This window comes from Streptomyces sp. NPDC029292 (assembly GCF_055569295.1).
The window spans coordinates 1-24,780 of the sequence record NZ_JBVHXR010000023.1 but is presented as its reverse complement, the minus strand read 5'-3'; the positions used below and the strand labels follow the sequence as shown (position 1 = coordinate 24,780).

General features: G+C 71.4%; 24 protein-coding genes and 1 pseudogene. 17 read left to right on the top strand and 8 right to left on the bottom strand.

Annotation, left to right across the window (positions count from 1 at the left end; translation table 11 throughout):
• Positions 1-71: 71 nt before the first annotated feature.
• On the bottom strand, positions 72-1,010 hold the full coding sequence (locus ACZ4WS_RS38240; RefSeq protein ID WP_467987616.1) for an erythromycin esterase family protein: 939 nt from the start codon (positions 1,008-1,010) through the stop codon (positions 72-74).
• A 170-nt stretch (positions 1,011-1,180) separates the two neighbouring features.
• Here ACZ4WS_RS38240 and ACZ4WS_RS38235 point away from each other — a divergent pair, with 170 nt between their 5' ends.
• The 4 genes from ACZ4WS_RS38235 (at position 1,181) to ACZ4WS_RS38220 (ending at position 4,909) form a co-directional block, all read left to right on the top strand.
• Positions 1,181-1,831 carry a class I SAM-dependent methyltransferase gene (locus ACZ4WS_RS38235; protein WP_467987615.1) on the top strand — a complete coding sequence of 217 codons (651 nt, stop codon included), beginning with the start codon at positions 1,181-1,183 and terminating at the stop codon, positions 1,829-1,831.
• A gap of 22 nt (positions 1,832-1,853) precedes the next feature.
• The gene (locus ACZ4WS_RS38230) at positions 1,854-2,807 is read left to right on the top strand and encodes an N-acetylmuramoyl-L-alanine amidase (RefSeq protein WP_467987613.1); all 954 of its coding nucleotides are present in this window, start codon (positions 1,854-1,856) and stop codon (positions 2,805-2,807) included.
• A 158-nt stretch (positions 2,808-2,965) separates the two neighbouring features.
• A complete protein-coding gene (locus tag ACZ4WS_RS38225) occupies positions 2,966-3,787 on the top strand; it encodes a hypothetical protein (protein ID WP_467987612.1) in 822 nt (273 codons plus the stop codon).
• 111 nt (positions 3,788-3,898) lie between these two features.
• Entirely contained in the window at positions 3,899-4,909 is a 1,011-nt protein-coding gene (locus ACZ4WS_RS38220) for an LLM class F420-dependent oxidoreductase (protein ID WP_467987610.1), read from the top strand.
• A 6-nt stretch (positions 4,910-4,915) separates the two neighbouring features.
• On the opposite strand, the gene ACZ4WS_RS38215 is transcribed toward ACZ4WS_RS38220, so the two are convergent.
• Positions 4,916-5,473 (bottom strand): hypothetical protein, encoded by a 558-nt coding sequence (locus ACZ4WS_RS38215; RefSeq protein ID WP_467987609.1) that lies wholly within the window; start codon positions 5,471-5,473, stop codon positions 4,916-4,918.
• A gap of 141 nt (positions 5,474-5,614) precedes the next feature.
• Here ACZ4WS_RS38215 and ACZ4WS_RS38210 point away from each other — a divergent pair, with 141 nt between their 5' ends.
• Positions 5,615-5,908 (top strand): hypothetical protein, encoded by a 294-nt coding sequence (locus ACZ4WS_RS38210; RefSeq protein ID WP_467987608.1) that lies wholly within the window; start codon positions 5,615-5,617, stop codon positions 5,906-5,908.
• Positions 5,909-5,960: 52 nt separating this feature from the next.
• Here ACZ4WS_RS38210 and ACZ4WS_RS38205 read toward each other — a convergent pair whose 3' ends face one another.
• Genes ACZ4WS_RS38205 through ACZ4WS_RS38195 form a run of 3 tightly spaced genes read right to left on the bottom strand, consistent with a single transcriptional unit; the run spans position 5,961 to position 9,210 of the window.
• A complete protein-coding gene (locus ACZ4WS_RS38205) occupies positions 5,961-7,031 on the bottom strand; it encodes a prenyltransferase/squalene oxidase repeat-containing protein (RefSeq protein ID WP_467987607.1) in 1,071 nt (356 codons plus the stop codon).
• On the bottom strand, positions 7,028-7,774 hold the full coding sequence (locus ACZ4WS_RS38200; RefSeq protein WP_467987606.1) for a class I SAM-dependent methyltransferase: 747 nt from the start codon (positions 7,772-7,774) through the stop codon (positions 7,028-7,030). Before ACZ4WS_RS38200 ends, ACZ4WS_RS38205 begins: the two co-directional genes overlap by 4 nt.
• A complete protein-coding gene (locus ACZ4WS_RS38195) occupies positions 7,768-9,210 on the bottom strand; it encodes a glycosyltransferase family 4 protein (RefSeq protein ID WP_467987605.1) in 1,443 nt (480 codons plus the stop codon). The genes ACZ4WS_RS38200 and ACZ4WS_RS38195 overlap by 7 nt, the downstream gene beginning before the upstream one ends.
• Positions 9,211-9,450: 240 nt before the next feature.
• Here ACZ4WS_RS38195 and ACZ4WS_RS38190 point away from each other — a divergent pair, with 240 nt between their 5' ends.
• Positions 9,451-10,131 (top strand): TetR family transcriptional regulator, encoded by a 681-nt coding sequence (locus ACZ4WS_RS38190; RefSeq protein WP_467987604.1) that lies wholly within the window; start codon positions 9,451-9,453, stop codon positions 10,129-10,131.
• 276 nt (positions 10,132-10,407) lie between these two features.
• Here the strand turns inward: ACZ4WS_RS38190 and ACZ4WS_RS38185 are convergent, their stop codons facing one another.
• Both ACZ4WS_RS38185 and ACZ4WS_RS38180 read right to left on the bottom strand, forming a co-directional pair.
• Positions 10,408-10,641 carry a ferredoxin gene (locus ACZ4WS_RS38185; RefSeq protein WP_467987603.1) on the bottom strand — a complete coding sequence of 78 codons (234 nt, stop codon included), beginning with the start codon at positions 10,639-10,641 and terminating at the stop codon, positions 10,408-10,410.
• 2 nt (positions 10,642-10,643) lie between these two features.
• On the bottom strand, positions 10,644-12,101 hold the full coding sequence (locus ACZ4WS_RS38180; protein WP_467987601.1) for an aldehyde dehydrogenase: 1,458 nt from the start codon (positions 12,099-12,101) through the stop codon (positions 10,644-10,646).
• A gap of 197 nt (positions 12,102-12,298) precedes the next feature.
• Between ACZ4WS_RS38180 and ACZ4WS_RS38175 the strand changes: the two genes are divergently transcribed.
• Together ACZ4WS_RS38175 and ACZ4WS_RS38170 are read left to right on the top strand one after the other, a co-directional pair.
• Positions 12,299-13,339 carry an MBL fold metallo-hydrolase gene (locus ACZ4WS_RS38175; RefSeq protein WP_467987600.1) on the top strand — a complete coding sequence of 347 codons (1,041 nt, stop codon included), beginning with the start codon at positions 12,299-12,301 and terminating at the stop codon, positions 13,337-13,339.
• Between the two features lie 42 nt (positions 13,340-13,381).
• Positions 13,382-13,822: a nuclear transport factor 2 family protein gene (locus ACZ4WS_RS38170; protein ID WP_467987599.1), complete on the top strand. Its 441-nt coding sequence runs from the start codon at positions 13,382-13,384 to the stop codon at positions 13,820-13,822.
• A 78-nt stretch (positions 13,823-13,900) separates the two neighbouring features.
• On the opposite strand, the gene ACZ4WS_RS38165 is transcribed toward ACZ4WS_RS38170, so the two are convergent.
• On the bottom strand, positions 13,901-14,569 hold the full coding sequence (locus ACZ4WS_RS38165) for a phosphotransferase (protein ID WP_467987598.1): 669 nt from the start codon (positions 14,567-14,569) through the stop codon (positions 13,901-13,903).
• A 311-nt stretch (positions 14,570-14,880) separates the two neighbouring features.
• On the opposite strand from ACZ4WS_RS38165, the gene ACZ4WS_RS38160 reads away from it, so the two are divergent.
• The 9 genes and pseudogenes from ACZ4WS_RS38160 to ACZ4WS_RS38120 form a co-directional block, all read left to right on the top strand.
• On the top strand, positions 14,881-16,110 hold the full coding sequence (locus tag ACZ4WS_RS38160) for a prenyltransferase/squalene oxidase repeat-containing protein (protein ID WP_467987597.1): 1,230 nt from the start codon (positions 14,881-14,883) through the stop codon (positions 16,108-16,110).
• Entirely contained in the window at positions 16,107-16,751 is a 645-nt protein-coding gene (locus tag ACZ4WS_RS38155; RefSeq protein WP_467987596.1) for an SCO2322 family protein, read from the top strand. The genes ACZ4WS_RS38160 and ACZ4WS_RS38155 overlap by 4 nt, the downstream gene beginning before the upstream one ends.
• 17 nt (positions 16,752-16,768) lie before the next feature.
• Positions 16,769-18,082, top strand: coding sequence for an energy-coupling factor transporter transmembrane component T (locus tag ACZ4WS_RS38150; RefSeq protein ID WP_467987595.1), 1,314 nt, complete (start codon positions 16,769-16,771; stop codon positions 18,080-18,082).
• Positions 18,079-19,806 (top strand): ABC transporter ATP-binding protein, encoded by a 1,728-nt coding sequence (locus tag ACZ4WS_RS38145; protein ID WP_467987594.1) that lies wholly within the window; start codon positions 18,079-18,081, stop codon positions 19,804-19,806. The genes ACZ4WS_RS38150 and ACZ4WS_RS38145 overlap by 4 nt, the downstream gene beginning before the upstream one ends.
• A 68-nt stretch (positions 19,807-19,874) precedes the next feature.
• Positions 19,875-20,744: an ECF transporter S component gene (locus ACZ4WS_RS38140; protein ID WP_467987784.1), complete on the top strand. Its 870-nt coding sequence runs from the start codon at positions 19,875-19,877 to the stop codon at positions 20,742-20,744.
• Positions 20,745-21,090: 346 nt separating this feature from the next.
• Positions 21,091-21,507 (top strand): aggregation-promoting factor C-terminal-like domain-containing protein, encoded by a 417-nt coding sequence (locus tag ACZ4WS_RS38135; RefSeq protein ID WP_467987593.1) that lies wholly within the window; start codon positions 21,091-21,093, stop codon positions 21,505-21,507.
• A gap of 212 nt (positions 21,508-21,719) precedes the next feature.
• Complete coding sequence (locus tag ACZ4WS_RS38130) at positions 21,720-23,210, top strand: AAA family ATPase (RefSeq protein ID WP_467987592.1); 1,491 nt, start codon at positions 21,720-21,722, stop codon at positions 23,208-23,210.
• Between the two features lie 382 nt (positions 23,211-23,592).
• On the top strand, positions 23,593-24,282 hold the full coding sequence (locus tag ACZ4WS_RS38125; RefSeq protein WP_467987591.1) for a YoaK family protein: 690 nt from the start codon (positions 23,593-23,595) through the stop codon (positions 24,280-24,282).
• Positions 24,283-24,450: 168 nt separating this feature from the next.
• A pseudogene (locus ACZ4WS_RS38120) lies at positions 24,451-24,705 on the top strand (transposase); the annotation flags it as partial.
• Between the last annotated feature and the right edge of the window lie 75 nt (positions 24,706-24,780).

Here is a 24,780-nt window from a genome sequence, read left to right as displayed (position 1 = left end):
CTTGGCGCACACGCGTACATCCCCGTCGCTCACGCGGCGGGGGTGTACGCGTATTCAGGGTGTACGCGCATTCAGAGGAACTGCGCCGGGGTGACCTCCCGCACATGGAGGATCGCGTCGAACCACTCCCGCAGCGATCCTCCGGCCATGTAGTAGTCGGCGTTCGCCCCGGGATCGAAGGTGGGCCCGATGAGTCGCGTCCTGGTCGGCGCGTCGAGCCAATTCCGCACCGCATCCGGCGCGTCGCCCCGCAGGCCGAGCAGGTAGGCGGGCAGTTCGACGGCGCCCAGCACCGCGTCGGCGAACTCCGCCGGCGGGGCGGGAACCGGGTACGGAACCTTGCCGTGCTGGAACATCAGGCCGATCGACACGAACCGGGCTCCGAAGTGCTCGCGCAGATGGCCGCCCGCGTTGCGGTGCGTCGTCGGCGTGGCCGAGGGGGAGATGGTGCGCGGATCACCCTTGGCGGTGTGCACCATGCCACCCCAGTAGACGATCTTGTCTCCGGTCCGTTCGTGCCACGCGATCGTGTCCTCGGCCATGCTCAGCTCGATCTCGGCGAGGCCGTCGAGCCCGGAGGGCTTGCGCAGCGGCCGGAGGGCGGTACCGGCGAAGCGCACCGGGTCCTGCGGATGCCGACGGTTGTACGCGCGCATCCACAGGACGAGGTCGAGGATCTCCTCGGTCCGCAGGAACGGCCGCGCCTCGGCCAGCAGCGCCCGTGGATCACCCTCACCGGTTGCGATGTACGCGTCGAGCCCGAGCCTCGACGGGTCGTCCCCCTCCAGCGCGAGGGAGCGGAACCCCAGCTCCTCGACCAGCAGCCGGACGACCCGGTGCGAGGCCACGGCCAGCTCGTGTGCCTGGCGACTCGAAGCGCCGAGGGCCACGACCTGGGCATCGCCCACGATGTCGGCCAACGGCAGGAGGTCGGTCGACGGCGTCCCGGGGGCCGGCTCGGTGAAGCGGTGGGCGCGGTCCGTGATCCACTTGACTGTCTCGTCGGTCATGGCGAGAAGCCTCGGACATGAACCAAGGTTGAGGTCAACCGGTCACGCAAGGGGCCCCGTCGCGCAAGGAGTCTCCGCCGCGACAGGAGCCCCCTGCTCCTGGCTCCGGCGCGTGAGGCACCATGTGACTTCAGCCCCGCACAACGGCCCGCACCCCCTGGAGGACCCCCATGCCCGCGGCACCCAAGCCGGAGATCCTCGCCGCCTTCGAGACCGCCAAGGGGTTCATGCCCGCGGGCGAAGGGCTCGCGCTGTACGAGGCCGCCGTCGAGGCCGGGCGGCTGGGGCTGCCCCTCCTGGAGGTCGGCACGTACTGCGGGCGCTCCACGATCCTGCTCGCCGACGCGGCGCGCGAGGCCGGGGTCACGGCGATCACCGTCGACCACCACCGGGGCAGCGAGGAGCAGCAGCCGGGGTGGGAGTACCACGACCCGGCCACGGTCGACCCCGAGCTCGGCCTGATGGACACGCTCCCCACCTTCCGCCGCACCCTCCACAAGGCGGGCCTGGAGGACCACGTGGTCGCGATCGTCGGCCGCTCGCCGCAGATCGCCTCCTTCTGGCAGACCCCCCTCGGCTTCGTCTTCATCGACGGCGGCCACACGGACGAGCACGCGAACGGCGACTACGAGGGCTGGGCGCCGCACGTCGCCGAGGGCGGCCTCCTCGTGATCCACGACGTCTTCCCGGACCCGGCCGACGAGTTCACCGGCCAGGCCCCGTACCGCGTCTACCTCAGGGCCCTGGAGTCCGGCGCGTTCACCGAGGTCTCGGCGACCGACTCACTGCGCGTGCTGCGGCGAACCGAAGCGGGGACCTGAGGGCACGGTTAGAGTCGCTGGCGTGTCGTACGTAGGCCCTGACTTCGATCCTCCCCAGCCGCGCCGCTCCCGGCGCGGGCCACTGACCGTCGCGGTCGCCGCGCTCGTGCCCGGGGCACTGGCCGGGTGGCTGGTGTGGCAGGCGGTGGGCAACGACTCGGGGGGCGGGTCCGACAAGGCGGGTCCCCAGTCGTCGTCCTCCACACCGGTCTCCCCGTCCGCTTCGGCTTCCGCGACGGACGAGAACAAACCGAGTACGTCACCGACCCCGACGCCCTCCGCGTCCCGCCCCGCCGCCTCCGGCCCCCTCAAGGGCAAGGTCGTCGTCATCGACCCGGGGCACAACCCCGGCAACTTCCGGCACACGACCGAGATCAACCGCAAGGTGAATATCGGCACGAACTGGAAGGAGTGCGATACGACGGGCACGTCGACCAACTCGGGTTATACAGAAGCCCAGTTCACCCTCGACGTCTCACGGCGGCTGCGCACGATCCTTCAACAGCAGGGCGCCACGGTGAAGTTCACCCAGGACGGCGACCGTTCCTGGGGTCCGTGCGTCGACGAGCGGGCGCGGATCGGCAACGACGCGCATGCCGACGCGGTCGTCTCGATCCACGCGGACGGCTCGGCGGCCGGCAACCGCGGCTTCCACGTGATCCTTCCGGAGGCCGTCCACTCGGGCGCCGCCGACACCCGTCCGATCACCTCGCCGTCCCGCGATCTGGGCGAGCGCATCGCGGGCAACTTCGTCCGCGAGACGGGCAGCGCGCCCTCCAACTACGTCGGTGACGGCACCGGACTCGTGGTCCGAAAGGATCTCGGCGGTCTCAATCTGTCAACGGTTCCGAAGGTGTTCATCGAGTGCGGCAACATGCGCGATAGCAAGGACGCGGCGCTGCTGACCAGCGGCGCCTGGCGGCAGAAGGCGGCGCGTGGGATCTCTGAGGGAATCGTGAGTTTCCTGCGCGGGTAGCGATCAACGGATCGAACCCGGCGGACACCCTGATCGAACGGGCGATAGTGTCGTCCCTACGATGAGGGGCCACCCCCGCGCTTCGCACCTCGCGCTCACGGCGACATGGTGACAGCGACGCCTCCACCGATGACGAGACGACTGACGAAGGACCTGAAGTGAATATCCGCTCCCTCACTCGAGGCGACGGCGTGGTGATCGGAGCAGCGGTGTTGCTGTTCATCGCGTCGTTCCTCAGCACGTACGACCCGTCCGGCAGCGACTCACTGAATGCCTGGGACAACCTGGGCCTTGTGATGAGCATGTACATCGGTGGCATCGTCGGTGCGGCCCTGATCGTTGTCGCCCGCGCGCTCCCGCAGCCGCGGAAGGTCATCGGGCTCGACCTCGGCCAGCTCGGGGTGGCCCTGACGCTCTTCGCCGCGTGGACCTCGTTCTGGACCATCATCGACCCGCTGGGCGCGTTCAGCGACACCTTCGGCACCTCGAACGTCGACGCGGGCTCGGGTCTCATCCTCGGCCTGATCGCCGCCCTGGTTCTCGCCGCCGCCGCGATCGCCACCCCGCTCGTCCCCGCCCTGGCCGCCGCCCTCGTCGGCGCCCCCAAGCCCGTCGCCCCCCAGCCCTACGGCGGTCAGCCGCAGGGTGGTTACGGCTACCCGGGCGCTCCGCAGCCGGGCCAGCCCTACGGTGCGCAGCCGCAGCAGCCGCAGCCGTACGGCGCTCCGCAGCAGCCGCATCCGCAGCAGGCCGACGCCCCGCAGGCGACGCCGCCCGCCGGGGACTTCTCGCCGTTCTGGTTCGCCGTGCCGGTGGCACGTCCGCTGTTCGCGGAGGACGGTTCGCCGACGCCGATCGCCGAACTGGCGCCGGGCACCTGGTACTTGGCCGTCGAGCAGCGCGGCCCGAGCCTGGTGGCGCAGACGCAGGACGGCCGTCGCGGTGTTCTGCAGGACACGTCCGGGATCCAGCGCGGCTGACGCACGCTCCCGTACGGCCCCTCGCCCTTCCGGGCGGGGGGCCGTTGTCGTACAGTCGCCTGCCGGCAGACATAACTGACGGATCGTCAGACACGCTCGCCTGGAGGGGACATGCGGCTAGGTCTCGCACTCGGCTACTGGGGGCGCGGCCCCTCGCCGGACCACGTACCGCTGGCGCAGGAGGCGGAACGGCTGGGCTACCACTCCGTGTGGACCGCCGAGTCCTGGGGTTCCGACGCCTTCACGCCGCTGACCTGGATCGCCGCGCAGACCTCCCGCATCCGACTCGGCACGGCCGTCGCGCAGATGGCCGCCCGCTCCCCCACGACCACCGCGATGCACGCGCTCACGCTCGACCATCTCTCGGGCGGGCGCATGATGCTCGGCCTCGGCCTGTCGGGGCCGCAGGTCGTCGAGGGCTGGTACGGCCGTCCGTTCCCGAAGTCGCCGCTGACCGCGACCCGGGAGTACGTCGATGTCGTACGCCAAGTCCTCAGACGCGAGGCGCCCGTTGAGCTGGACGGGCGCTTCCACTCCCATCCGTACCGGGGCGGCGACGGCACGGGCCTCGGCAAGGCGCTGAAGCCGATCACGCACCCCCTGCGCGCCGAACTGCCCATCCTGCTCGGCGCCGAGGGCCCGAAGAACATCGCGCAGACGACCCGGATCGCGGACGGCTGGCTGCCGCTGTACTGGTCGCCGACGCGTCCTCAGGCTTACGAGGCGTCGCTGACCGAGCTGCCCGAGGGCTTCCTGGTGGCGCCGATGGCCCGTGCCCATGTCTGTGACGACCTCGCCGAGGGGCTGCTGCCCGTCAAGGCGATGCTCGGCTTCTACATCGGCGGGATGGGGCACGCGGCGCGCAACTTCCACGCCGATCTGATGGCGCGCATGGGCTTCGAGGAGGAGGCGCGCAGGATTCAGCGGCTCTTCCTGGAAGGGCGCAGGGAGGAGGCCGTCCTCGCGGTCCCCGACGCCTTCGCCGACGAGATCTCGCTCGTCGGGCCCCGTGAACGCATCGCCGAGCGGCTGGAGTTGTGGCGCAAGGGCCCGGTGACCGACCTGCTGGTCCTGTCCCCGGACCCCCACACGCTACGGGTCCTCGCCGACCTCAACTCCTAGCCGTGACTAGCCGCCCGAGAGCTGGGAGGCCGACGGCACCTGGTTCTTGACCTCGGCGCCCGCGCTCTTCCCGGCGTCCTTCACCTTGTTGATGATGTCGTCGAAGGAACTCGCCGCCGACCCGTCGCCCTTGCGGAGCTTGGACGGCAGGTTCTTGAGGGCGTCGATGCCCGCGGTGAGCGGGGCGACGGCCTTGGAGAGCAGGGGGTCGCCCTGGGCGTTCTTGGATGCGGCCTTGAGGCGGTTGTACGCGAAGGTGCCCGCGAGCCCCGCCTTGATCAGCGCGAGTGTCCGGCCCTTCGCGCCCTTCTTGAACTTGCCTGCCTTCCAGGGCTTCACGATCCACTGGTAGGTGGCTCCGGCCGCGAGCCCCGCGTTCGCCACGAACCGGGTCTTGGAGAGTTTCTGCTTCTCGAAGGAAGTGGTCGGCGTCGGGGTGGCGGCTGCCTGCGCCACGGAGGCGGTGTCCTTCGTGGTGGAGCCACTGCCACAGGCGGTGGCTCCGGCGAGCAGGGCGCAGCTGAGAGTGAGCGCCACGATCAGGCGCCGTATCGGTACGGGCACAGGGTCCTCCGGGGAAGGGAACGGTTCTCCCTGGTCCCGGGAGAACACGGCTCTCCCAGCAGCCTCACCCGGTCCCCACGGCTGCGCCACTTGACGAACCCGTTCGGGTTTCACCCGGGATTCGCGGGCTACCCGCCGGGCATGTCCCCTCGATATCGCAACGGTTCCAACCAGGCGGGGACGGTCGTCGCGATCGTCGCCGACGTGATGGCCGTCATCCTCGGCCTGTGGATCCTGATGTACCTACTGGACGCGAACCGCGCCAACGACCTGGTGCAGTTCGTCCACAACGTGGCAGCCTGGCTGGCCGGCTGGTCGCGTGACCTGTTCACCTTCGACAAGGCATGGGCACGCGTGGTCGCGGGCTACGGTCTCGCGGCCGTCGTCTACCTCTTCGTGGGCCACGCGATAGCCAACCGCATGCACCGCCACTGACCCGCCGGGCGGGCCCAGGACCTGTCCCGGCCGATCACGGCGGAGACGCGTCCTAGTCGCAGCAGTCGGGATCCAGGCCCGTCGGAAGGCGTTCGCCGCCGAAGACCGCGCAGGTCGGCTCGTCGCCGCCCAGCGCGGCGACGGCGAGCAGCAGTGAGCCGGCCGTCCAGCTGGTGAGCTCCTCGGGCCAGATCGCCTGGTCCTCGAAGACATAGCCCGTCCAGTACAGGCCGGTCTTCGGGTCGCGCAGGTGCTGGATGGACTGGAGGATCTCCAGGGCTCGGTCGGACTCGCCCACGGCCCACAGCGCGAGGGCGAGTTCGGCGGACTCGCCGCCGGTCACCCACGGGTTGGGGACCACGCAGCGGACGCCGAGTCCGGGCACCACGAAGCGGTCCCAGCCCTCCTCGATACGGGACTTGGCCTCGGCGCCGGTCAACGCGCCGCCGAGCACCGGGTAGTACCAGTCCATCGAGTAGCGGCCCTTGTCGAGGAACCGCTCGGGGTGGAGCCGGATCGCGTGCCGCAGCGCGCCGACCGCCAACTCCCAGTCGGGCTGCGCCTCTTCCCGCTGCTCGGCGATGGCGAGCGCGCAGCGCAGCGCGTGGTGGATCGACGAACTCCCGGTCAGCAGCGCGTCGTTGACCGCCGTGCCGTCGTCCTCGCGCTTCCAGCCGATCTGCCCGCCGGGCTGCTGGAGCCCGAGCACGAACTCCACGGCCGCGTACACCGCGGGCCACATCCGGTCCAGGAACGTGTCGTCACCGGTGGCCAGGTAGTGGTGCCAGACACCGACGGCGATGTACGCGCAGAAGTTGGTCTCGCGGCTGCGGTCGGTGACGTCCTCGAAGTCCCCGTCGGCGTACGCCGCGTACCAGGAGCCGTCCTCGTTCTGATGCCGCGTCAGCCACTCGTAGGCGCGCTCGGCGGCCTCGTGCTCCCCCGCCGCGTCCAGGGCCATCGCGGCCTCGGTGTGGTCCCACGGGTCGAGATGGTGTCCACGGAACCACGGTATGGCGCCGTCGGGCCGCTGCACCCCGAGGATCCCGCGCACCGTGGCGGCAGCCTGCTCGGCGGTGAGGACCCCGGGCAGGACGAGGTGTTCTGTCCGGGGCGTCGTCACGAAGCGTCCACCGCGGCGGCGTCGACGGGCAGGTGCGGCTTGGTCGCGTACGCCACGAAGCTCTTGCCGATCAGCGGGTTCAGCGCGTTCTCGGCGACCCGGGTGGCCAGCGGCTTCTTCATGATGTCCCAGACCAGCAGCTTGTGGTACGCCCGCACGGGCAGCGCCTTGTCGTTGTCGACACCGAACGCGCACTTCAGCCACCAGTAGGGGCTGTGCAGGGCGTGGGCGTGATGGGTGCCGTACGGCTTGAGCCCGGCCTCCCTGATCTTGGCAAGGAGCTCGTCCGCCTTGTAGATGCGGATGTGGCCGCCCTCGACCTCGTGGTACGCGTCGGACAGCGTCCAGCAGACCTTCTCGGGCCCGTAGCGCGGGACGGTGATCGCGATGCGGCCGCCCGGCTTCAGCACCCGGACCATCTCCGCGAGGACGCCCTTGTCGTCCGGGATGTGCTCCATGACCTCGGAGATGATCACGACGTCGAAGGACTCGTCGGGGAAGGGCAGCGCCAGGGCGTCGCCCTCCATGGCGGTCGCGGTGGCTCCGGCGGGGGCCTCGCCCGCCTCCTTCATCGCCGCGAACCACTTGGCGACCTCGCGGATCTCCTCGGCGTTCTGGTCGAGGGCGACGACCTGCGCACCTCGCCGGTAGCACTCGAACGCGTGCCGGCCGGCACCGCATCCGAGGTCCAGTACGCGGTCGCCAGGGGCGAGCGGGAACCGGGAGAAGTCGACGGTCAGCACGTGGCCCTGCTTTCGCGATCGGAGGTGGAGAGGGCGCCCGTCGCCGGGGCGAAGTCTGTCGTGGTCGTGGAGTGGCCGGGGTCCGGGGCCGCGGAGCGGTCGACGGCCGCTGCGGAGCGGCGCGTTCCCGGAGCCCCCGATCGGGCCATCGCCTCGCGGTAGTGGGCCACCGTGCCCTGGGCGGCGCGGGCCCAGGTGAAGCGCTCCAGCACCCGTTCCCGGCCGGCGGAGCCGAGCCTTGTCCGCAGCTCCGGGTCACCGAGGAGTCGGCTCAGCCGAGCGGCCAGCGCACCGGCGTCGCCTGGCGGTACCGCCAGGCACGTCTCCCCGTCGGGTCCGGCGACCTCCGGGATCGCCCCGCCGGTCGTGGCCACGAGCGGAGTTCCCGTCGCCATCGCCTCGGCGGCGGGCAGGGAGAACCCCTCGTACAGCGAAGGCACGCAGGCGACTTCGGCCGACCGTACGAGGTCGACGAGTTCGGCGTCGGAGATCCCCTTGACGAACTCGACGGCGCCTTCGAGGCCGTACCGCTCGATGGCCTGGGCGACGGGCCCGTCCTCGGCGCGCTTGCCGACGACGACGAGGTGCGCGCCGGGGTGCTCGGTGCGCACCTTCGCGAGCGCCTCGACGAGGAAGACGAGGCCCTTGAGCGGGACGTCGGCGCTGGAGGTGGTGACGATGCGGCCCGGTACCTGGGGCACGGCGGGATTGGGCGAGAAAAGGTCGGTGTCCGCGCCGATGTGGACGACGTGGATGCGCTCGTCCCGTACGCCGAGGTGGTCGACGATCTCCTGGCGTGAGGTGCCGGAGACGGTGAGCACGGACGGCAGCCGGCGCGCGACGCGCTTCTGCATGCGGGTGAAGGCGTACCAGCGGCGGACGGACGCGCGGCGCTGCCAGCCCTCGGCGGCGTCCAGCTCCAGCTGCCGGTCGACGGTGATGGGGTGGTGGATGGTGCTGACGAGCGGTGCGCCCACGTCCCCCAACAGGCCGTAGCCGAGGGTCTGGTTGTCGTGGATGACGTCGAAGTCCCCGCGCCGGGCACGCAGATGGCGGCGGGCACGCAGCGAGAAGGTCAGCGGTTCGGGGAAACCGCCGGTCCACATGGTCGCGACCTCGAGGGCGTCGATCCAGTCGCGGTACTCGTCGCGCTTCGGGGTGCGAAAGGGATCCGGCTGGCGGTACAGGTCGAGGCTGGGCAGCTCGGTGAGGCTCAGCTCCGGGAGCCCTTCGTCCAGCACCGGGTAGGGCTGGGAGCCGATGACCTCGACGCGGTGGCCGAGGCGGGCGAGCTCGCGCGAGAGGTGACGTACGTACACGCCCTGGCCGCCGCAGAACGGGTTTCCCTTGTACGTCAGTAGCGCGATGCGCAGGGGTCGCTCGCCGTCGGCGGCCACACCCTCCCCGGGGCCCGCTTCCATGGCCTCAGCGGTCACTCTCGGCCCCCTTCTCCCTGCACTTTCCCGCGACATTACGCCGGGACGCTAATCTAGAACAAGTTTCAGACTTGATCGTTCAAGGAGCACTGAATCTACCGGCAGGTAGCGCCGGTGTGAGCGGTGGATCAGGTGATTCACGCCACGACGGAGTGGCGGTGTCCGATGATTCGCGCGGCAGCCGGAAGCCCTGCCATGCTGACTCATCGCTCCCTCTCGCTGATGTCACGGAACGGACCCATGCCTGCGGAAGCCAAGGCGGACACGAAGACCGCGCGCCCGGAGTCGCAACCCGCCGCGCGCCCCACCACGCACGCCACCGCACCCCCCGCCACACCTCCGCTCACTGAGCGGCAGGAGGCGCGCCGCCGCCGGATCCTGCACGCGAGCGCGCAGCTGGCCAGCCGGGGCGGCTTCGACGCGGTGCAGATGCGCGAGGTCGCGGAGTCGTCGCAGGTCGCCCTGGGCACCCTCTACCGGTACTTCCCCTCGAAGGTCCATCTGCTGGTCGCCACGATGCAGGACCAGCTGGAACACATGCACGGCACCCTGCGCAAGAAGCCGCCGGCCGGGGACTCGGCCGCGGAGCGGGTGGCCGAGACCCTGATGCGGGCGTTCCGCGCCCTCCAGCGCGAGCCGCACCTCGCCGACGCGATGGTCCGCGCGCTCACCTTCGCGGACCGCAGCGTCAGCCCGGAGGTCGACCAGGTCTCCCGTCAGACCACGGCGATCATCCTCGACGCGATGGGCCTCGACGACCCCACCCCCGCCCAGCTCTCCGCCGTCCGCGTCATCGAGCACACCTGGCACTCGGCCCTGATCACCTGGCTCTCGGGCCGCGCCTCCATCGCCCAGGTCAAGATCGACATCGAGACGGTGTGCCGGCTAATCGATCTGACGACCCCGGACGATCAGAGCTAGGCCGAGCGCAGAGACAGGCCGGGCGCAGGCACACGAAAACCTACGAGACGGGTTCCCTTCGCCGGCATTGTCCGGATCAGGTGCTGGGGGTCGCCTTCCGGCCCTACTGCTGCCTTCCAGCCTCTCAGCTCGACCGTCGACGTCGGCCCCAGCGGATGCGATGCTGCTGCGTCTCGCCAAAGTCGGCTACTCCGGTCGAACTCCCTCACTCGCCTCGTAGGCCATTACCAGGATATAACGCCCACCGCAATATAGAACCCCCCAAAGGGAACTTTTTTAGTCCTCTGGCGGAAACACCGGCTCCCCGCTCTCCAGCAGCGTGATCATGATGGCCTCGACCGGACAGCTCTCCGCCGCCGCCAGGATCTTCTCGTTGGCGTCGGTCTCCGGGTCGACCGGATGGGACTGCATGCCGGTGTCGAGGCGGAAGGCGTCCGGGGCGTGGTGGACGCACTGGGCCGAGCCGATGCAGACGGAGCGGTCGACCTCGACCCGCCAGCGGTCGCCCATCCTCACGCCTCCCAGCCGGCCGGCAGGTGGATCATCTTGTGCTCCAGGAACTCGCCGTAGCCCTCGGGACCGAATTCCCGCCCCAGGCCCGAGTTCTTGTAGCCGCCGAAGGGGCCGAGCATGTCGAGGCTGAAGGTGTTGACGGAGTACGTGCCGGTACGGACCTGGCGCGCGACATCGATGCCGTGGGCGACGTCCGCCGTCCAGACACTGCCGCTCAGCCCGTAGTCGGAGTCGTTCGCGATCTTCACGGCCTCGGTCTCGTCGCCGTACGGGAGCAGGCAGATGACCGGACCGAAGATCTCCTCGCGGGCGATCCGCATGGAGTTGTCGACGTCGCCGAAGAGGGTCGGCTCGACGTACCAGCCGCGGTCGAGGCCGTGCGGACGGCCGCCGCCCGTCAGGATCTTGGCGCCTTCCTCCTGGCCGATGCGGATGTAGTCGAGGTTGCGCTGCTGCTGCCGCTTGGCGACCAGCGGGCCCACCTGGGTCGCCGGGTCCAGCGGGTCGCCGACCACCAGCGCGCTCGCCGCCGCCGCGAAGGCGTCCGCGAACTCGTCGTACCGCGAGCGCGGCACAAGGATGCGGGTCTGCGCGACGCACGCCTGGCCGTTGTTCATCCAGGCCGCCGAGACGATCCCGGGGACGGACGTCGTGATGTCCGCGTCCGGCAGCACCACCGCCGCCGACTTGCCGCCCAGCTCCAGCGTCACGCGGGTCAGATTGCGCGACGCGACCTCCATCACGCGCTTGCCCGCCGCGACCGACCCGGTGAAGGAGACCTTGTCGATGCCGGGGTGTCCGACCAGGTATTCGCTCACCTCGCGGTCCGCCGGGAGGATCGACAGGACGCCGTCCGGCAGTCCGGCCTCCTTGGCGATCTCGCCCAGCAGATACGCGTCCAGGGGCGACTCGGGCGACGGCTTCAGTACGACCGTGCAGCCGGTCAGCAGCGCGGGCGCGAGCTTGGCCGCCGCGACGAACTGCGGCACGTTCCACGGCACCACGGCGGCGACCACACCCACCGGCTCGCGCCGGACGATGATCTTCCCGAGGACTCCGTCGCGCGTCTCCTCGTAGGTGTAGCCGCGCGCGACCGTGATCGCCGCGTCCCACACCATCATCGCGCCGAGGGCCTGCGCGAGGATGCTCCAGGAGTACGGGGAGCCGTTCTCGGAGGAGATGACGCGGGCGATCTCCTCGTGGCGTACGGCGATCGCGTCCTTGATCCGGGTCACGACCTCGATCCGCTCATCGAGGCTCATCCGCGGCCAGGGTCCCTCGTCGAACGCCTTGCGCGCGGCGGCGACCGCCCGGTCGACGTCCGCCGTCGAGGCGTGCGGCACGCGCCCGATGACCTCTTCCGTGTGCGGCGAGATCACCTCGATGACGTCCTTGCCCAGGGGGTCGGTCAACTCCCCGCCTATGAACAGCTGTCCGTGTTCCACGAGCTCGGTCATGGCCGACTGCCTCCCCGGGGACGTTCTCTGACGCTTCATCAGATACGAGAACTGATACCAGTTCCAGTGAGATGAGTCCACGGGCCGGACTGATCGGTCGCACGGTCGACTCGGCCCCCCGGGCAGAACGGTCGACTTGGGCTCCCATTGGAACTGGTTCTAGTTATAGTGACCGGAAGACGGCGATAGGGGAGCCCATGGCGCAGGTGACCGATCACGGCGGGGGCGTACGGTCGATCAGGGTCCCCATCCCGGACAATCCCCTCGGCCACACCCTGGTGTACGTCGTGGACACCGACCGCGGTCCCGTCCTGATCGACACGGGCTGGGACGACCCCACCTCCTGGGACACCCTCACCGAGGGGCTCACCGCCTGCGGCACCTCCGTCGCCGAGATCCACGGTGTCGTCATCACCCACCACCACCCCGACCACCACGGTCTGTCGGGCCAGGTGCGGGATGCGTCCGGGGCGTGGCTCGCGATGCACGCGGCGGACGCCGCGATCGTACGGCGGACGCGGGAGAACCGGCCCGAGCGCTGGTTCGCCTACATGGCGGCCAAGCTGGCGGCCTCGGGCGCACCCGAGGAGCACGTGGCACCCCTGCGCGAGGCACGGACGTCCGTGCGCCGCCCCAGCACCTTCCCCGGCTTCACCCCCGCGCTCGCCGACCGCGAGATCGTCCCCGGCGAACTCCTCACCCTGCCCGGCCGCCGCCTGCGCGCGATCTGGACCCCCGGCCACACGCCCGGCCACGTCTGCCTGCACCTGGAGGAGGCCCACCCCGCCCAACTCCCCGGCCATGGGCGGCTGTTCTCCGGCGACCACCTCCTTCCGAGGATCACCCCGCACATCGGCCTGTACGAGGACCCGGACGACGCCACGGTCACCGATCCGCTCGGCGACTACCTCGACTCCCTGGAGCGCGTCGGCCGCCTCGCCCCCGCCGAGGTGCTCCCGGCCCACCAGCACGCGTTCGCCGACGCCCCCGCGCGCGTACGGGAGTTGCTCACGCATCACGAGGAGCGGCTCACCGGGCTCCTCGCCCTTCTCGCGGCCCCGCTCACCCCGTGGCAGCTCGCCGAGCGGATGGAGTGGAACCGTCCGTGGGACCAGATCCCTTACGGATCAAGGAACATCGCGGTCTCGGAGGCCGAGGCCCATGTGCGACGGCTGGTGAAGCTGGGGCGGGCGGAGGCGGTGACGGGGAGCGATCCGGTGACGTACGTGGCGGTGTAATGCGTTGGCTGTCGTGGACGCCGAACTGATAGCAACGACGTCATGGATCACCTCGAACAGCTCCTCGCCGAGCGCGCCTGCGAGCGGCTCATCCTCGACTTCATCCACCGTCTCGACCTCGGTGAACCCGGCACGGTCGCCGAGCTGTTCACCGAGGACGCCACCTGGGAGTGGCCGGAGGGAGCGCGGACCGTGAAGGGGCGTGAGGCGCTGCGCGACTACTTCGGTTCGCGGCCCGCCGACCGCCTCTCGCGGCGCGCGATGACGAACATCCTCGTCACCCTGACCTCGCCGACCACGGCCACCTCCACCTCGTACCTCACGACCTACCGCATCGACGGTCACACCGGAGGCATGGTCCCGGCCGCACCTCCCGTGCAGGTCGGTCACTACGAGGACACCTTCCGCCAGATCGACGGAACCTGGCTGCTCGCCTCCCGCACCGTGTTCCTGCCGTTCGGCGGGCCCACGCCCCGTCAGTGACCATGTTCACCGCACTGTTCCCGACCCGACGCCCACCGCCCCGATACAGGACTTCTGGCGGTGCGCGGCCGGCGCCGCTCAATGGAGATGAAGCAGCGTACGGATCAACTCCTCGGCCTCACCCAGGACTTCGACCTCGCGCGCGCTCATGGTCGGATTGGCCGCCCGGCGCCGTCGCGCCTCCGCGAGGCCGTCCTGCGTGACGTGCGCCGCGTTCCCGTCGAGCAGCGCGGTCAGCGTCTCGCGGGCCACCCCCGCGTACGGCTCGCCGCCGACGGCGACCTGCGCGAGGATCACGGCGGACATGCCCCAGTCCAGGCCGGGCGGGCCCTCCTCCGTGTTGGCCCAGTCGATGACCTTCGGGCCGTCCGGGGTGAGCATCACGTTGTCGGGGTGCAGGTCCAGGTGCAGGACGCGGACGGCGGGGTCGTCGGAGACCCGGGCGGGCAGGGCGTGCAGCGCGCGCAGCAGCCGGGCGAGGGTGGCGCCCGCCTCCAGCGGAGCGAGCAGCCCCTGGACGAACGCCTCCAGCATGGTCGGCCCGGTCAGCCGCTCCATCACCAGGTCCGTACGGGTCGCCGCCCGCACCTTGGGCACCGGGTAACCGTGGCCGCGTACGTGCTCCATCACTTCGGCCTCGGCGGCGGCGTCGCCCCACCCCTCCCGGTCCCGCCGCAGCACCCACGCCTCGTCGATCTCGTAGACATCCGCCGAACGCCCCGAGCCGAGCAGTCTCCCCGTTCGCATGGCCGGAACCTACCGCCCCTGCCGGCCCTGTCCACCCGGCGTCACAGGTGGCCCTCAGGTGATTCCCTACGGGCCGGTAGAGTGAGCGCGTCGTCATCACACCCGTACGGGGGGAAGCCGGTGCAATTCCGGCGCTGACCCGCAACCGTGAACCACCTGCCCGGTGGTGAGCCGGATCGCCTCGCCCGGGACGTGACCGGCTCGCGCCCTCGGCAGCCCGCCGATGGCCGGCACCGTCGAGGGATACGGGGCCGGAGCCGCCCGGATACTTCAGCGTGCCCGGTGCTGCCCGGCTCCCCGCAGGGAGAGTCATGATTGTTCGCCGCAGCGCCGCGGTACTGGCCGCCACCGCCGTGATCGGTGCCGTCATGGCACCGGCCGCCCTCGCCGCCGACTCGTCCCCCTCCGCGGCACCGTCGCAGGCGATCCCGTCCGGCCTGTACGGCTCCAGCGACCCCACGTACGACGGCGTGTGGCGGCAGTCGCTCGCGCTGCTCGCCCAGCACACCGTGGGCGTGCAGCCCGCCGCCAAGGCGATCGGCTGGCTGACCGGGCAGCAGTGCGCGAACGGGGCGTTCGCGGCGTACCGCGCCGACGCCACCGCGAAGTGCGACGCCAAGACGATGGTCGACACGAACAGCACGGCGGCAGCGGTGCAGGCCCTCGGCGCGCTCGGCGGGCACGACACCGAGACGGGCAAGGCCGTCGCGTGGCTGAAGTCCGTGCAGAACAAGGACGGTGGCTGGGGCTACACCCCGGGCGGAGCGAGCGACGCCAACTCCACGTCCGTGGTGATCGGCGCGCTGAAGGCCGTGGGCCAGAAGCCCGCCGATGTCTCCAAGGGCGGCAAGTCGCCGTACGACGTCCTGTTGAAGCTGTCGATCCCGTGCGGCGCGGACGGCGCGGGCGCCTTCGCCTACCAGCCGGACAAGAAGGGCAAGCTCGCGGCGAACGCGGACGCGACAGCGGCGGGGGTGCTCGGCAGTCTGGGCAAGGGGTTCGTGGCGGAGGCCGGTGCGGCGTACGACCTTACGCAGTGCGCCACCACTGACTCCCCCGGACCGCAGGACGCGGCGCAGAACGGCGCCGACTATCTGGCCAAGTCGCTGAAGAAGACCCCCTACCTGAAGTCCGCTCTCGCCGGCGCCAAGGACCAGCCCGACTACGGCAACACGGCGGACGCGGTCGTGGCGCTGTCCGCCGCGGGAGCGACGTCGTTGGCGAAGGAACCCCTGGCCTGGCTGGAGAAGAACTCCGCCGCCTGGGCGGCGAAGGCAGGACCGGCCGCGTACGCCCAGCTGATCTTCGCCGCCCACGCCACCGGCACCGACCCGCGTGACTTCGGCGGCCAGGACCTCGTCAAGCAGCTCGGCGCGACCGGTCCGGCGGCGAACGTGTCCGACCACTCGGCCGCCCCGAGCGACGAGAAGAAGGACGACGACAAGGGGCTCGGCGTCTGGTGGATCGTCGGCGTCGGTCTCGTCGCCGGTATCGGCATCGGCTTCCTGATCAGCGGCCGCAACAAGAAGCAGCAGCTGTGAGCCGCCGTCGGACGTCCGCGCTGGTCCTGGCGGCCCTGCTGCTCCTCGTACTCGGCGGCACGGGGCAGGCCCAGGCCGTCGGCTACCGCTACTGGTCCTTCTGGGACCTGACCGGCGGCAAGTGGACGTACGCGACGCAGGGTCCGTCGACCGCGCGGCCGTCCGACGGCGACGTCCAGGGTTTCCGCTTCGCGGTGAGCGAGGACTCGCGGCACGCCGTGCGGCCGCGCGGCGACACGGACTTCGGGTCCATCTGCGCCGGGACGCCCGCCCAGCAGGGCAAGAAGCGGGTGGCTCTCGTCATCGACTTCGGCACGACCACGGACGCGCCGTCCGGCGAGACACCACCGAGCCCCCGTACGGCCTGCGCCCGCGTCTCCTCGGACGCGACGACGGCAGAAGCGCTCGCCTCGGTCGCGAAACCCCTCCGCTACGACACCAACGCCCTCCTGTGCGCCATCGCGGGCTACCCGGAAACGGGCTGCGGCGAACAGGTCGCGGCCCACAAGCCGACGGCCTCGGCCCACCCTCAGACCAAGTCGACCCACCACGGCCCGTCCGTCGGCCTGCTCGCGGGCGTGGCCGCGGTGGCCCTGCTGGGCGCGGCGGCAATCTGGCAGGCACGACGCCACCGGGGCTGAGGTGGGGGGTGGGGACGATGACGAAGGACGACACTGAGCACGCCGTCACCGGTGCGGGCAATCGGTTCGCCCGGCGCGGGCGCACCGATACGGCTACTGCTGCTGTGGGCAATCGTCCCGCAGGGCGATGGGGGTCCCCCCGCTCTGGCGAAGCCGAGAGTGGGGGAGGGTGGGCACAGCCACCAGCGCCGGGTGCCGACCGAAGGAAACGCCCACGGCGCCCCCGTACCCGCACGCCGGAGGCAACCCGCTCCAACGCCCTCCACCCGGGCGCCTGGTGGATCTGGGCCCTGGGCCTGGGAACAGCCGCCTCCCGTACCACGAACCCCCTTCTCCTGGCCCTGCTCATCGGCGTAGCCGGATACGTCGTCGCGGCGCGCCGGACCCAGGCCCCCTGGGCCCGCTCGTACGGCGCGTTCGTCAAGCTCGCGATGGCCGTCCTCGGCATCCGGCTCGGCTTCGCCGTGTTCCTCGGCTCGCCCATCCCCGGAACGCACCTCGTCGTCACCCTCCCCGAAGTCCCCCTCCCCCACTGGGCGCAGGGCATCCGCATCGGCGGCCGGGTCACCGCCGAGGGCCTGGTCTTCGCGCTGTACGACGGCCTGAAACTGGCCACGCTCCTCATCTGCGTGGGCGCGGCGAACGCGCTGGCGAACCCGGCGCGACTGCTGAAATCACTGCCGGGCGCGCTGTACGAGGCGGGCGTCGCGGTCGTCGTCGCGCTGACGTTCGCGCCGAACCTGATCGCGGACGCCCAGCGGCTGCGCGCCGCACGCCGCCTGCGCGGCCGCCCCGACCGAGGCCTGCGCGGCCTCCTGCACGTCGGACTCCCCGTCCTGGAGGGCGCCTTGGAGCGCTCGGTCGCCCTCGCGGCGGCCATGGACGCGCGCGGGTACGGGCGGACCGCCCAGGTACCGCCCGCCGTCCGCCGTACCACCGCCGTACTGACGCTGGGCGGCCTGCTCGGCGTCTGCGCGGGCACGTACGGACTGCTGACCGCGGAGGGCGGGAGCTACGGCCTGCCCGTGCTGCTCGCCGGGCTGGCCGCGGCGCTCGGCGGCCTGTGGCTGGGCGGCCGCCGCTCGCTGCGGACGCGGTACCGGCCGGACGTGTGGGGCGTACGGGCGTGGCTGGTCGCGGGGTCCGGTGTCGCGGTGGCGGCGCTGATGGTGGCGGCCGCCTCGTACGACCCGGCGGCGCTGCGCCCCGGCGTCGTCCCCCTCGTGGCCCCCGCCCTCCCCCTCTGGCCCGCGGCGGCCGTCCTGCTCGGCCTCCTCCCCGCCTTCGTCGCCCCCGCCCCAGCCCTTAAAGAGCCCAAGGAGCCCTCATGATCCGCTTCGAGGATGTCTCCGTGACGTACGACGGGGCGGCCGAACCCACCGTCCAGGGCATCGACTTCGAGGTCCTGGAAGGCGAACTGGTGCTGCTGGTCGGCCCGTCCGGGGTCGGCAAGTCGACGGTCCTCGGCGCGGTCGGCGGGCTCGTCCCGCACTTCACGGGCGGCACCCTGCGCGGCCGGGTCACGGTCGCCGGGCGCGACACCCGCACCCACAAGCCACGCGAGCTCGCGGACATCGTGGGCACGGTGGGCCAGGATCCGCTGTCCCACTTCGTCACGGACACGGTCGAGGACGAACTCGCCTACGGCATGGAGTCGTTGGGCCTCGCGCCGGACGTGATGCGCCGCCGCGTCGAGGAGACGCTGGACCTGCTGGGCCTGGCGGACCTCCGCGACCGCCCGATCGCCACGCTGTCGGGTGGCCAGCAGCAGCGGGTCGCCATCGGCTCGGTCCTGACCCCCCACCCGAAGGTCCTGGTCCTCGACGAGCCCACGTCGGCCCTGGACCCCGCCGCCGCGGAGGAGGTCCTCGCGGTCCTCCAACGCCTCGTCCACGACCTCGGCACCACGGTCCTCATGGCCGAACACCGCCTGGAACGCGTCATCCAGTACGCCGACCAGGTCGTCCTTCTCCCGTCCCCGGGCGCCGCGCCCCTGCTCGGCACCCCGTCCGAGGTGATGGCCGTCTCCCCGGTGTACCCCCCGGTGGTCGACCTGGGCCGCCTCGCCGACTGGTCCCCCCTCCCCCTGACGGTGCGGGACGCCCGCCGCAGGGCGGGGGCGCTTCGGCAGCGGCTCGAGACACTCACGCCGGACACGGGGGCGACGCCGAACGCGTGTGCCGCCCAGGCACCCGGCGTCGAGCCGCCGCCCCTCCCCTCCCCTTCCCGCCGCCCCCGTTTCCTCTACAGGCGCACCCCCGGCGCCCCGACACCCTCACCACACGTGGCCGCCGTCGAATCCCTCGCCGTCCGTCGCGGTCGCGTCGAAGCGCTCCGCCGCGTCGACCTCACCGCCGCCCCCGGCGAGACCATCGCGCTGATGGGCCGCAACGGCGCCGGGAAGTCCACGCTGCTCGGGGCGCTGGTCGGGCTGGTCGAACCCGCCGCCGGGACCGTACGGGTCGGCGGCGCGGTGCCCCACCGGACGGCGCCGCGGGAGCTCGTACGGCGCGTGGGCCTCGTGCCGCAGGAGCCACGGGATCTGCTGTACGCGGACACGGTGGCCGCCGAGTGCGCGGCGGCCGACGGCGACGCGGGCGCCGAGCCGGGCACCTGCCGGGCCCTCGTCTCCGAACTGCTGCCGGGCATCGGCGACGACACGCACCCCCGGGACCTGTCGGAGGGGCAGCGGCTGGCGCTCGCGCTGGCCGTCGTCCTGACGGCCCGCCCCCCGCTGCTGCTGCTCGACGAACCGACCCGGGGCCTGGACTACGCGGCGAAGGCCCGGCTGGTCACCGTGCTGCGCGGCCTGGCCGCCGAGGGGCACGCCATCGTCCTGGCCACCCATGACGTGGAACTCGCCGCCGACCTCGCCCACCGTGTCGTCATCCTCGCGGACGGTGAGATCGTCGCCGACGGCCCCACCGCCGAGGTGGTCGGCGCGTCCCCGTCCTTCGCCCCTCAGGTCACGAAGGTGCTGGCCCCGCAGCCCTGGCTGACCGTCGCCCAGATCCGTGCCGCGCTGCGCACGAGCGAACCGGAGACCCGGGCATGAGCGGGCAACCGGAGAAGCGCGCCCCGAACCAGAAGACCCCCGAGCCACCGGCCGCGCACGCGCATGGCATGGCGGGCGAGCCCGGCCGGTCCCAGAGTCAGAACCCGCCCCAGGCCCAGCCCCAGCCCCAAGCCCAAGCCATCCGCCTGGGCCCCCGCTCCATCGCCGCCCTCGCCCTGGTGAGCGCCACCGGTGTCGCCGGATTCGGCTGGCCGCTCTTCGCGGGGCCGGGCTCGCAGGTCAGTGCGCACGCGCAGGACGCTCCCTGGCTGTTCGCGGGGCTGCTCGTGCTGCTCGTCGGTGTCGTCGCCGCGACGATCTCGGAGTCGGGGTTCGGGCCGAAGGCCGTGGCGATGCTGGGGGTGCTGGCCGCGACCGGCGCCGCGCTGCGGCCGATCGGGGCCGGGACAGCGGGGATCGAGCCGATGTTCTTCCTGCTGGTGCTGAGCGGGCGGGTGCTCGGGCCGGGGTTCGGGTTCGTGCTCGGGTCCGTGACGATGTTCGCGTCGGCGCTGCTCACCGGCGGGGTCGGGCCGTGGATGCCGTTCCAGATGCTCGCCATGGGGTGGTTCACCATGGGCGCCGGGCTGCTGCCGGGCCCCGACCGGCTGCGCGGGCGCGCCGAGCTGGTGATGCTCGCCGCGTACGGATTCCTCGCCGCCTTCGCGTACGGCACCGTCATGAACCTGGCCGGCTGGCCCTTCATGGACGCGCTGGCCTCGAACGTCGCCTTCGACCCGCACGACACCGTCCCCGCCAACCTGACCCGCTTCCTCGCGTACTGCCTGGCCACCTCGCTCGGCTGGGACCTGGGCCGGGCGGTCGTCACCGTGGTCCTGACCCTCACGCTGGGCGCGACCCTCCTCAAGGCACTGCGCCGGGCCACGCGCCGGGCCGCGTTCGAGACCGCGGTCACATTCGACGCACCCACTGCGTGACCTCTGTGTGATCGGACGCGTGCGGACCGTTGGCCGCGCGGTGAACCGCCCCACATGACCCACGTCACCTACGATGCGGAATCGTAGTCCATCTTGTCCGATATGTCCGTAGACGCACCCTCTCTGACCTGCGCTTTGCGAGCCAGATCACACGACGGACTTTCTACTTGTATGCGACCACCACTAGTAAAGGGGGTCATTGCGGACACCCCCCGGAGCCTGTTTCTCTAGAGCTGTCGCCAGGCGCCGACAGCCCACCCGGGTCGCGGCGCCGACGTATGCCAGACCACGCACCGCGTGGTTCCGACACACAGCGACTCTCTTGTCCCCGAAGAAAAGGTGCTCCGTGACCGTCTCCGTCATCCGCCGCGTCGTCGCCTCCCCGAAGAAGGTCCTCACCGGTGCCGCCGTGGCCGCTGCCACCGCCGGCATGGTTCTGGCCGCGGCTCCCGCACAGGCCGCTACCACCTCGGCCTCCTCCGCCCAGTCGATCGCGCACCAGATGATCCCGGACGCCGCGCAGTTCAACGCCTTCAGCAAGATCGTCGAGCACGAGAGCGGTTGGAACCCCAGCGCCACGAACGCCTCCTCCGGCGCCTACGGCCTGGTCCAGGCCCTGCCCGGCTCGAAGATGGCGTCCGCCGGCTCCGACTGGAAGACCAACCCCAAGACCCAGATCAAGTGGGGTCTGGACTACATGAACTCCCGCTACGGCAGCCCGGCCGCCGCCTGGAACTTCTGGCAGGCCAACCACTGGTACTAAGCCGACAGCTCGTACTGACGGCGCCCACAAGGCACCCACGCACGCGAAGGCGGCGGCCCCCCGATCCCCGGGGCCGCCGCCTTTGCCATGCCCGCTGCCGCTTCAGCCGAGCCCCGCACCTGTGGCGACACCGGATACCCGTGTCCCCGCAGGTGCGCTTTCGTTCTTAGAGATGTACTTCTTAGATGTACGCGACTAAAAATGAGGCACCCATGGCGCGACCGTCCCACCGCAACATCCCCAAGCCACCCCAGATCTTCGACCGGGACTGGGAGTGGAGCGAGCTGACCGCCTTCGTCTCCGACGAGGAGCCAGGTCCACGCCTCGGAGTCGTGTCCGGACGCCGTCGCCAGGGGAAGAGCTTCCTGCTCGAAGCTCTGACCGAGGCGACAGGCGGCTTCTACTTCACTGCCGTCGAGGCGACCGCCGCCGAGTCCCTGAGACTGATCGGCGAAGCGATCGGACGCTTCACCGACGCGCCCGTGCCGCCACGCCCCCGGGACTGGAGTGAAGCCTTGGAGCTCCTCTTCGACCTGGCCGCGCAGCGCCCCGTCCCGATCGTCATCGACGAGTTCCCGTATCTGGTCCGGGGCGACACATCCCTTCCCTCCCGCCTCCAGGCCACCTTGGGCGTCCGCGGCGGCCGTCATCTGCGTCGGCATCCGCGCCTTCTGCTGTGCGGCAGCGCGATGTCGTTCATGGGTGGACTGCTGTCCGGTACCTCGCCGCTGTACGGCCGCGCCGGACTCGACCTCGTCGTCCACTCCCTGGGATATCGGGAGGCGGCCTCGTTCTGGAACATCGACCACCCACAGCTCGCCGTCCTCACGCACTCCGTGGTCGGCGGCACCCCGGCCTACCGGCGGGAGTTCGTGGGCGACGACGTACCGGCGGGACTCGACGACTTCGACGACTGGGTGTGCCGCACGGCCCTCAATCCCGCGCGCCCCCTCCAGGGCGAGGCGGAGTTCCTCCTCGCCGCCGAACCAGACGTACGCGACCGCGCGCTCTACCACTCCCTCCTGGCGGCAGTCGCAGCCGGCAACCACACCAGCGGCGGCATCGCAGGCGCCGTCGGCCGCAAGGCCACCGACATCTCCCAGCCACTGACCGTGCTCAAGCGGTGCGGCCTGCTGACCGTGGAGCCGGACGCCTTCCGCGGCAACCGCACCGCGTACCGCATCGCCGAACCCCTGATCACGTTCCACCACGCGGTCGTACGCCCGAACCAGTCCCTGCTGACGCAGCGGCGCAACCCGGCGGCAGCCTGGGCCACATCCCGGGACACGTTCCTCAGCAATGTGGTCGGCCCCCACTTCGAGCACCTGTGCCGCGAGTGGGTCTCCTGGCATGCGGAACCCGACACCTTCGGCGGCCTCCCCATCGAGGTCACCTCGGGAACCGTCGCCGATTCCGCCGCGCGCGCCTCCCACGAAGTCGACGTCGTCGTACGCGGCGCGGTCGGCCAGGATCACGGCATCCTGCTGTCGATCGGCGAAGCCAAGTGGAACAAGGTCATGGACGTACGCCACCTCGACCGGCTCCGCCACATCCTGGGGCTCCTCACGGCCCGAGGCATCGACACGAGCCATGCCCGCCCCGCCTGCTACAGCGGCATCGGCTTCACCCCGGACCTGCACGCGGCGGCAGAGCGAGGGGAAGTGGTCCTCGTCGATCTGAAACGCCTGTACGGCGGCACGTAGAGACCGCGCGTCGCCGGAACACGTGGCTGCTACTGCCCGGCCCCCCAACACAACGGAAGGCGGCGGCCCCCCGATCCCCTGGCCCGCCGCCTTCGCCGTGCCGTTACCGGCTCACCGCGTCGAACCACCGCACCACCTGCGGCGCCGACACCTGGAACGACCCGAAGTGGTCCACGTCCCCCTGATTCACCGCGGTCACAGCGCCGCCGCTCCGGCGAGTCCCCGCCGGACACGCCAACTGGTCCGTGTTTCATATGCTTTGCGCGTCTCTTCTGTCATACCCGTGACGCTACGGACGCTCGCTTCGCCCGGACATCCGAGAGTCCCCCGGACCCGTGGTGGACTTGGGTCCACCCCGCCCGTCCCGCTGACCGGAGGCCGCATGACCACCGAGACGGAGAAGCCGTCATACGACCCCGAGGCGCGCGGACTGCGCCTGGTGGCCGTGCTGTTGGGGCTGACCGTGGTCAGCGGCCTGATCGACGCGGTGAGTTATCTGGGCCTCGGCCACGTCTTCACCGCGAACATGACCGGCAACGTGGTGGTGCTGGGCTTCGCCGCCGCCGGGGCACCGGGTTTCTCCGTCCCGCACACGCTGACGTCGCTGGTTTCCTTCCTGGTGGGAGCGGTGGCCGGGGGCCGGGTCGCGGTGCGGCTCGGCACCGGTTCGCGCCGCGGCTGGGCACGGATCACGCTCGCCGCCGAGACGCTGTTCGTGGGCGTATCGGCCGCGGTCGCCTTCGCCGCACCGGGCGCCACCGGCACGACGTACACCCTGATCGCCCTCACCGCCTTCGCCATGGGCCTGCGCAACGCGACCGTCCGCAAACTGGGCGTCCCCGACCTGACGACCACTGTCCTGACGATGACCCTGACGGGCCTCGCCTCCGAGTCCCGCCTCGCGGGCGGCAGCGCCCACCGCTCCCCACGCCGCACGGCCTCCGTGATCGCGATGCTCGCGGGGGCGCTGCTCGGGGCGTGGCTGGTGATCCATCACGGGCTGGGCATCCCACTGCTGATCGCGGCGGTGATGGCGGGCGTGCTGGCGGTGACGGCGTCAGGAAAGGAGTGACCTGGAGAGATCAGCGTGGACTTCACCACCATCGCGGACTGCAGTCCGTCCAGGAGCGCCGCCTCCGAGGCCTCGGTGTACCGCAGTCCGGTACGGCCCTTTCCCGCGGCGCCTGCGCGAACAGTTCGAGGGCGTCATCTGGCGGTTCCGCACTGACAGCCAATGGCGACGCCTGGGCGGGCTGCTGACAGTCCCCGGTTCGTCGCGGTGTTGGAGAGGGTCAAGGTACGCGGACCGGTGGGCCGTCCGCGCACCCGACCGGACGCGGTAGCTGCCGATAAGGCGTACTCCTCGCGGGCGAACCGCGCCTACCTGCGCAGACGCGGGATCAAGGCGGTCGTCCCGGAGAAGGCCGATCAGGCCGCGAACCGCAAGATGCGCAGCCTCAACCCGAACCCGCGGTTGCGGGGGGGGGGGGGGGGGGGGGGGGGGGGGGGGGGGGGGGGGGGGGGGGGGGGGGGGGGGGGGGGGGGGGGGGGGGGGGGGGGGGGGGGGGGG

Excerpts from the sequence above, each read along its gene's own strand:
- ACZ4WS_RS38240 (WP_467987616.1), bottom strand. The coding sequence starts at position 1,010 with ATGACCGACGAGACAGTCAAGTGGATCACGGACCGCGCCCACCGCTTC.
- ACZ4WS_RS38235 (WP_467987615.1), top strand. The coding sequence starts at position 1,181 with ATGCCCGCGGCACCCAAGCCGGAGATCCTCGCCGCCTTCGAGACCGCC.
- ACZ4WS_RS38220 (WP_467987610.1), top strand. The coding sequence starts at position 3,899 with ATGCGGCTAGGTCTCGCACTCGGCTACTGGGGGCGCGGCCCCTCGCCG.
- ACZ4WS_RS38210 (WP_467987608.1), top strand. The coding sequence starts at position 5,615 with ATGTCCCCTCGATATCGCAACGGTTCCAACCAGGCGGGGACGGTCGTC.
- ACZ4WS_RS38190 (WP_467987604.1), top strand. The coding sequence starts at position 9,451 with ATGCCTGCGGAAGCCAAGGCGGACACGAAGACCGCGCGCCCGGAGTCG.
- ACZ4WS_RS38185 (WP_467987603.1), bottom strand. The coding sequence starts at position 10,641 with ATGGGCGACCGCTGGCGGGTCGAGGTCGACCGCTCCGTCTGCATCGGC.
- ACZ4WS_RS38180 (WP_467987601.1), bottom strand. The coding sequence starts at position 12,101 with ATGACCGAGCTCGTGGAACACGGACAGCTGTTCATAGGCGGGGAGTTG.
- ACZ4WS_RS38175 (WP_467987600.1), top strand. The coding sequence starts at position 12,299 with ATGGCGCAGGTGACCGATCACGGCGGGGGCGTACGGTCGATCAGGGTC.
- ACZ4WS_RS38170 (WP_467987599.1), top strand. The coding sequence starts at position 13,382 with ATGGATCACCTCGAACAGCTCCTCGCCGAGCGCGCCTGCGAGCGGCTC.
- ACZ4WS_RS38165 (WP_467987598.1), bottom strand. The coding sequence starts at position 14,569 with ATGCGAACGGGGAGACTGCTCGGCTCGGGGCGTTCGGCGGATGTCTAC.
- ACZ4WS_RS38160 (WP_467987597.1), top strand. The coding sequence starts at position 14,881 with ATGATTGTTCGCCGCAGCGCCGCGGTACTGGCCGCCACCGCCGTGATC.
- ACZ4WS_RS38150 (WP_467987595.1), top strand. The coding sequence starts at position 16,769 with ATGACGAAGGACGACACTGAGCACGCCGTCACCGGTGCGGGCAATCGG.
- ACZ4WS_RS38145 (WP_467987594.1), top strand. The coding sequence starts at position 18,079 with ATGATCCGCTTCGAGGATGTCTCCGTGACGTACGACGGGGCGGCCGAA.
- ACZ4WS_RS38140 (WP_467987784.1), top strand. The coding sequence starts at position 19,875 with ATGGCGGGCGAGCCCGGCCGGTCCCAGAGTCAGAACCCGCCCCAGGCC.
- ACZ4WS_RS38130 (WP_467987592.1), top strand. The coding sequence starts at position 21,720 with ATGGCGCGACCGTCCCACCGCAACATCCCCAAGCCACCCCAGATCTTC.
- ACZ4WS_RS38125 (WP_467987591.1), top strand. The coding sequence starts at position 23,593 with ATGACCACCGAGACGGAGAAGCCGTCATACGACCCCGAGGCGCGCGGA.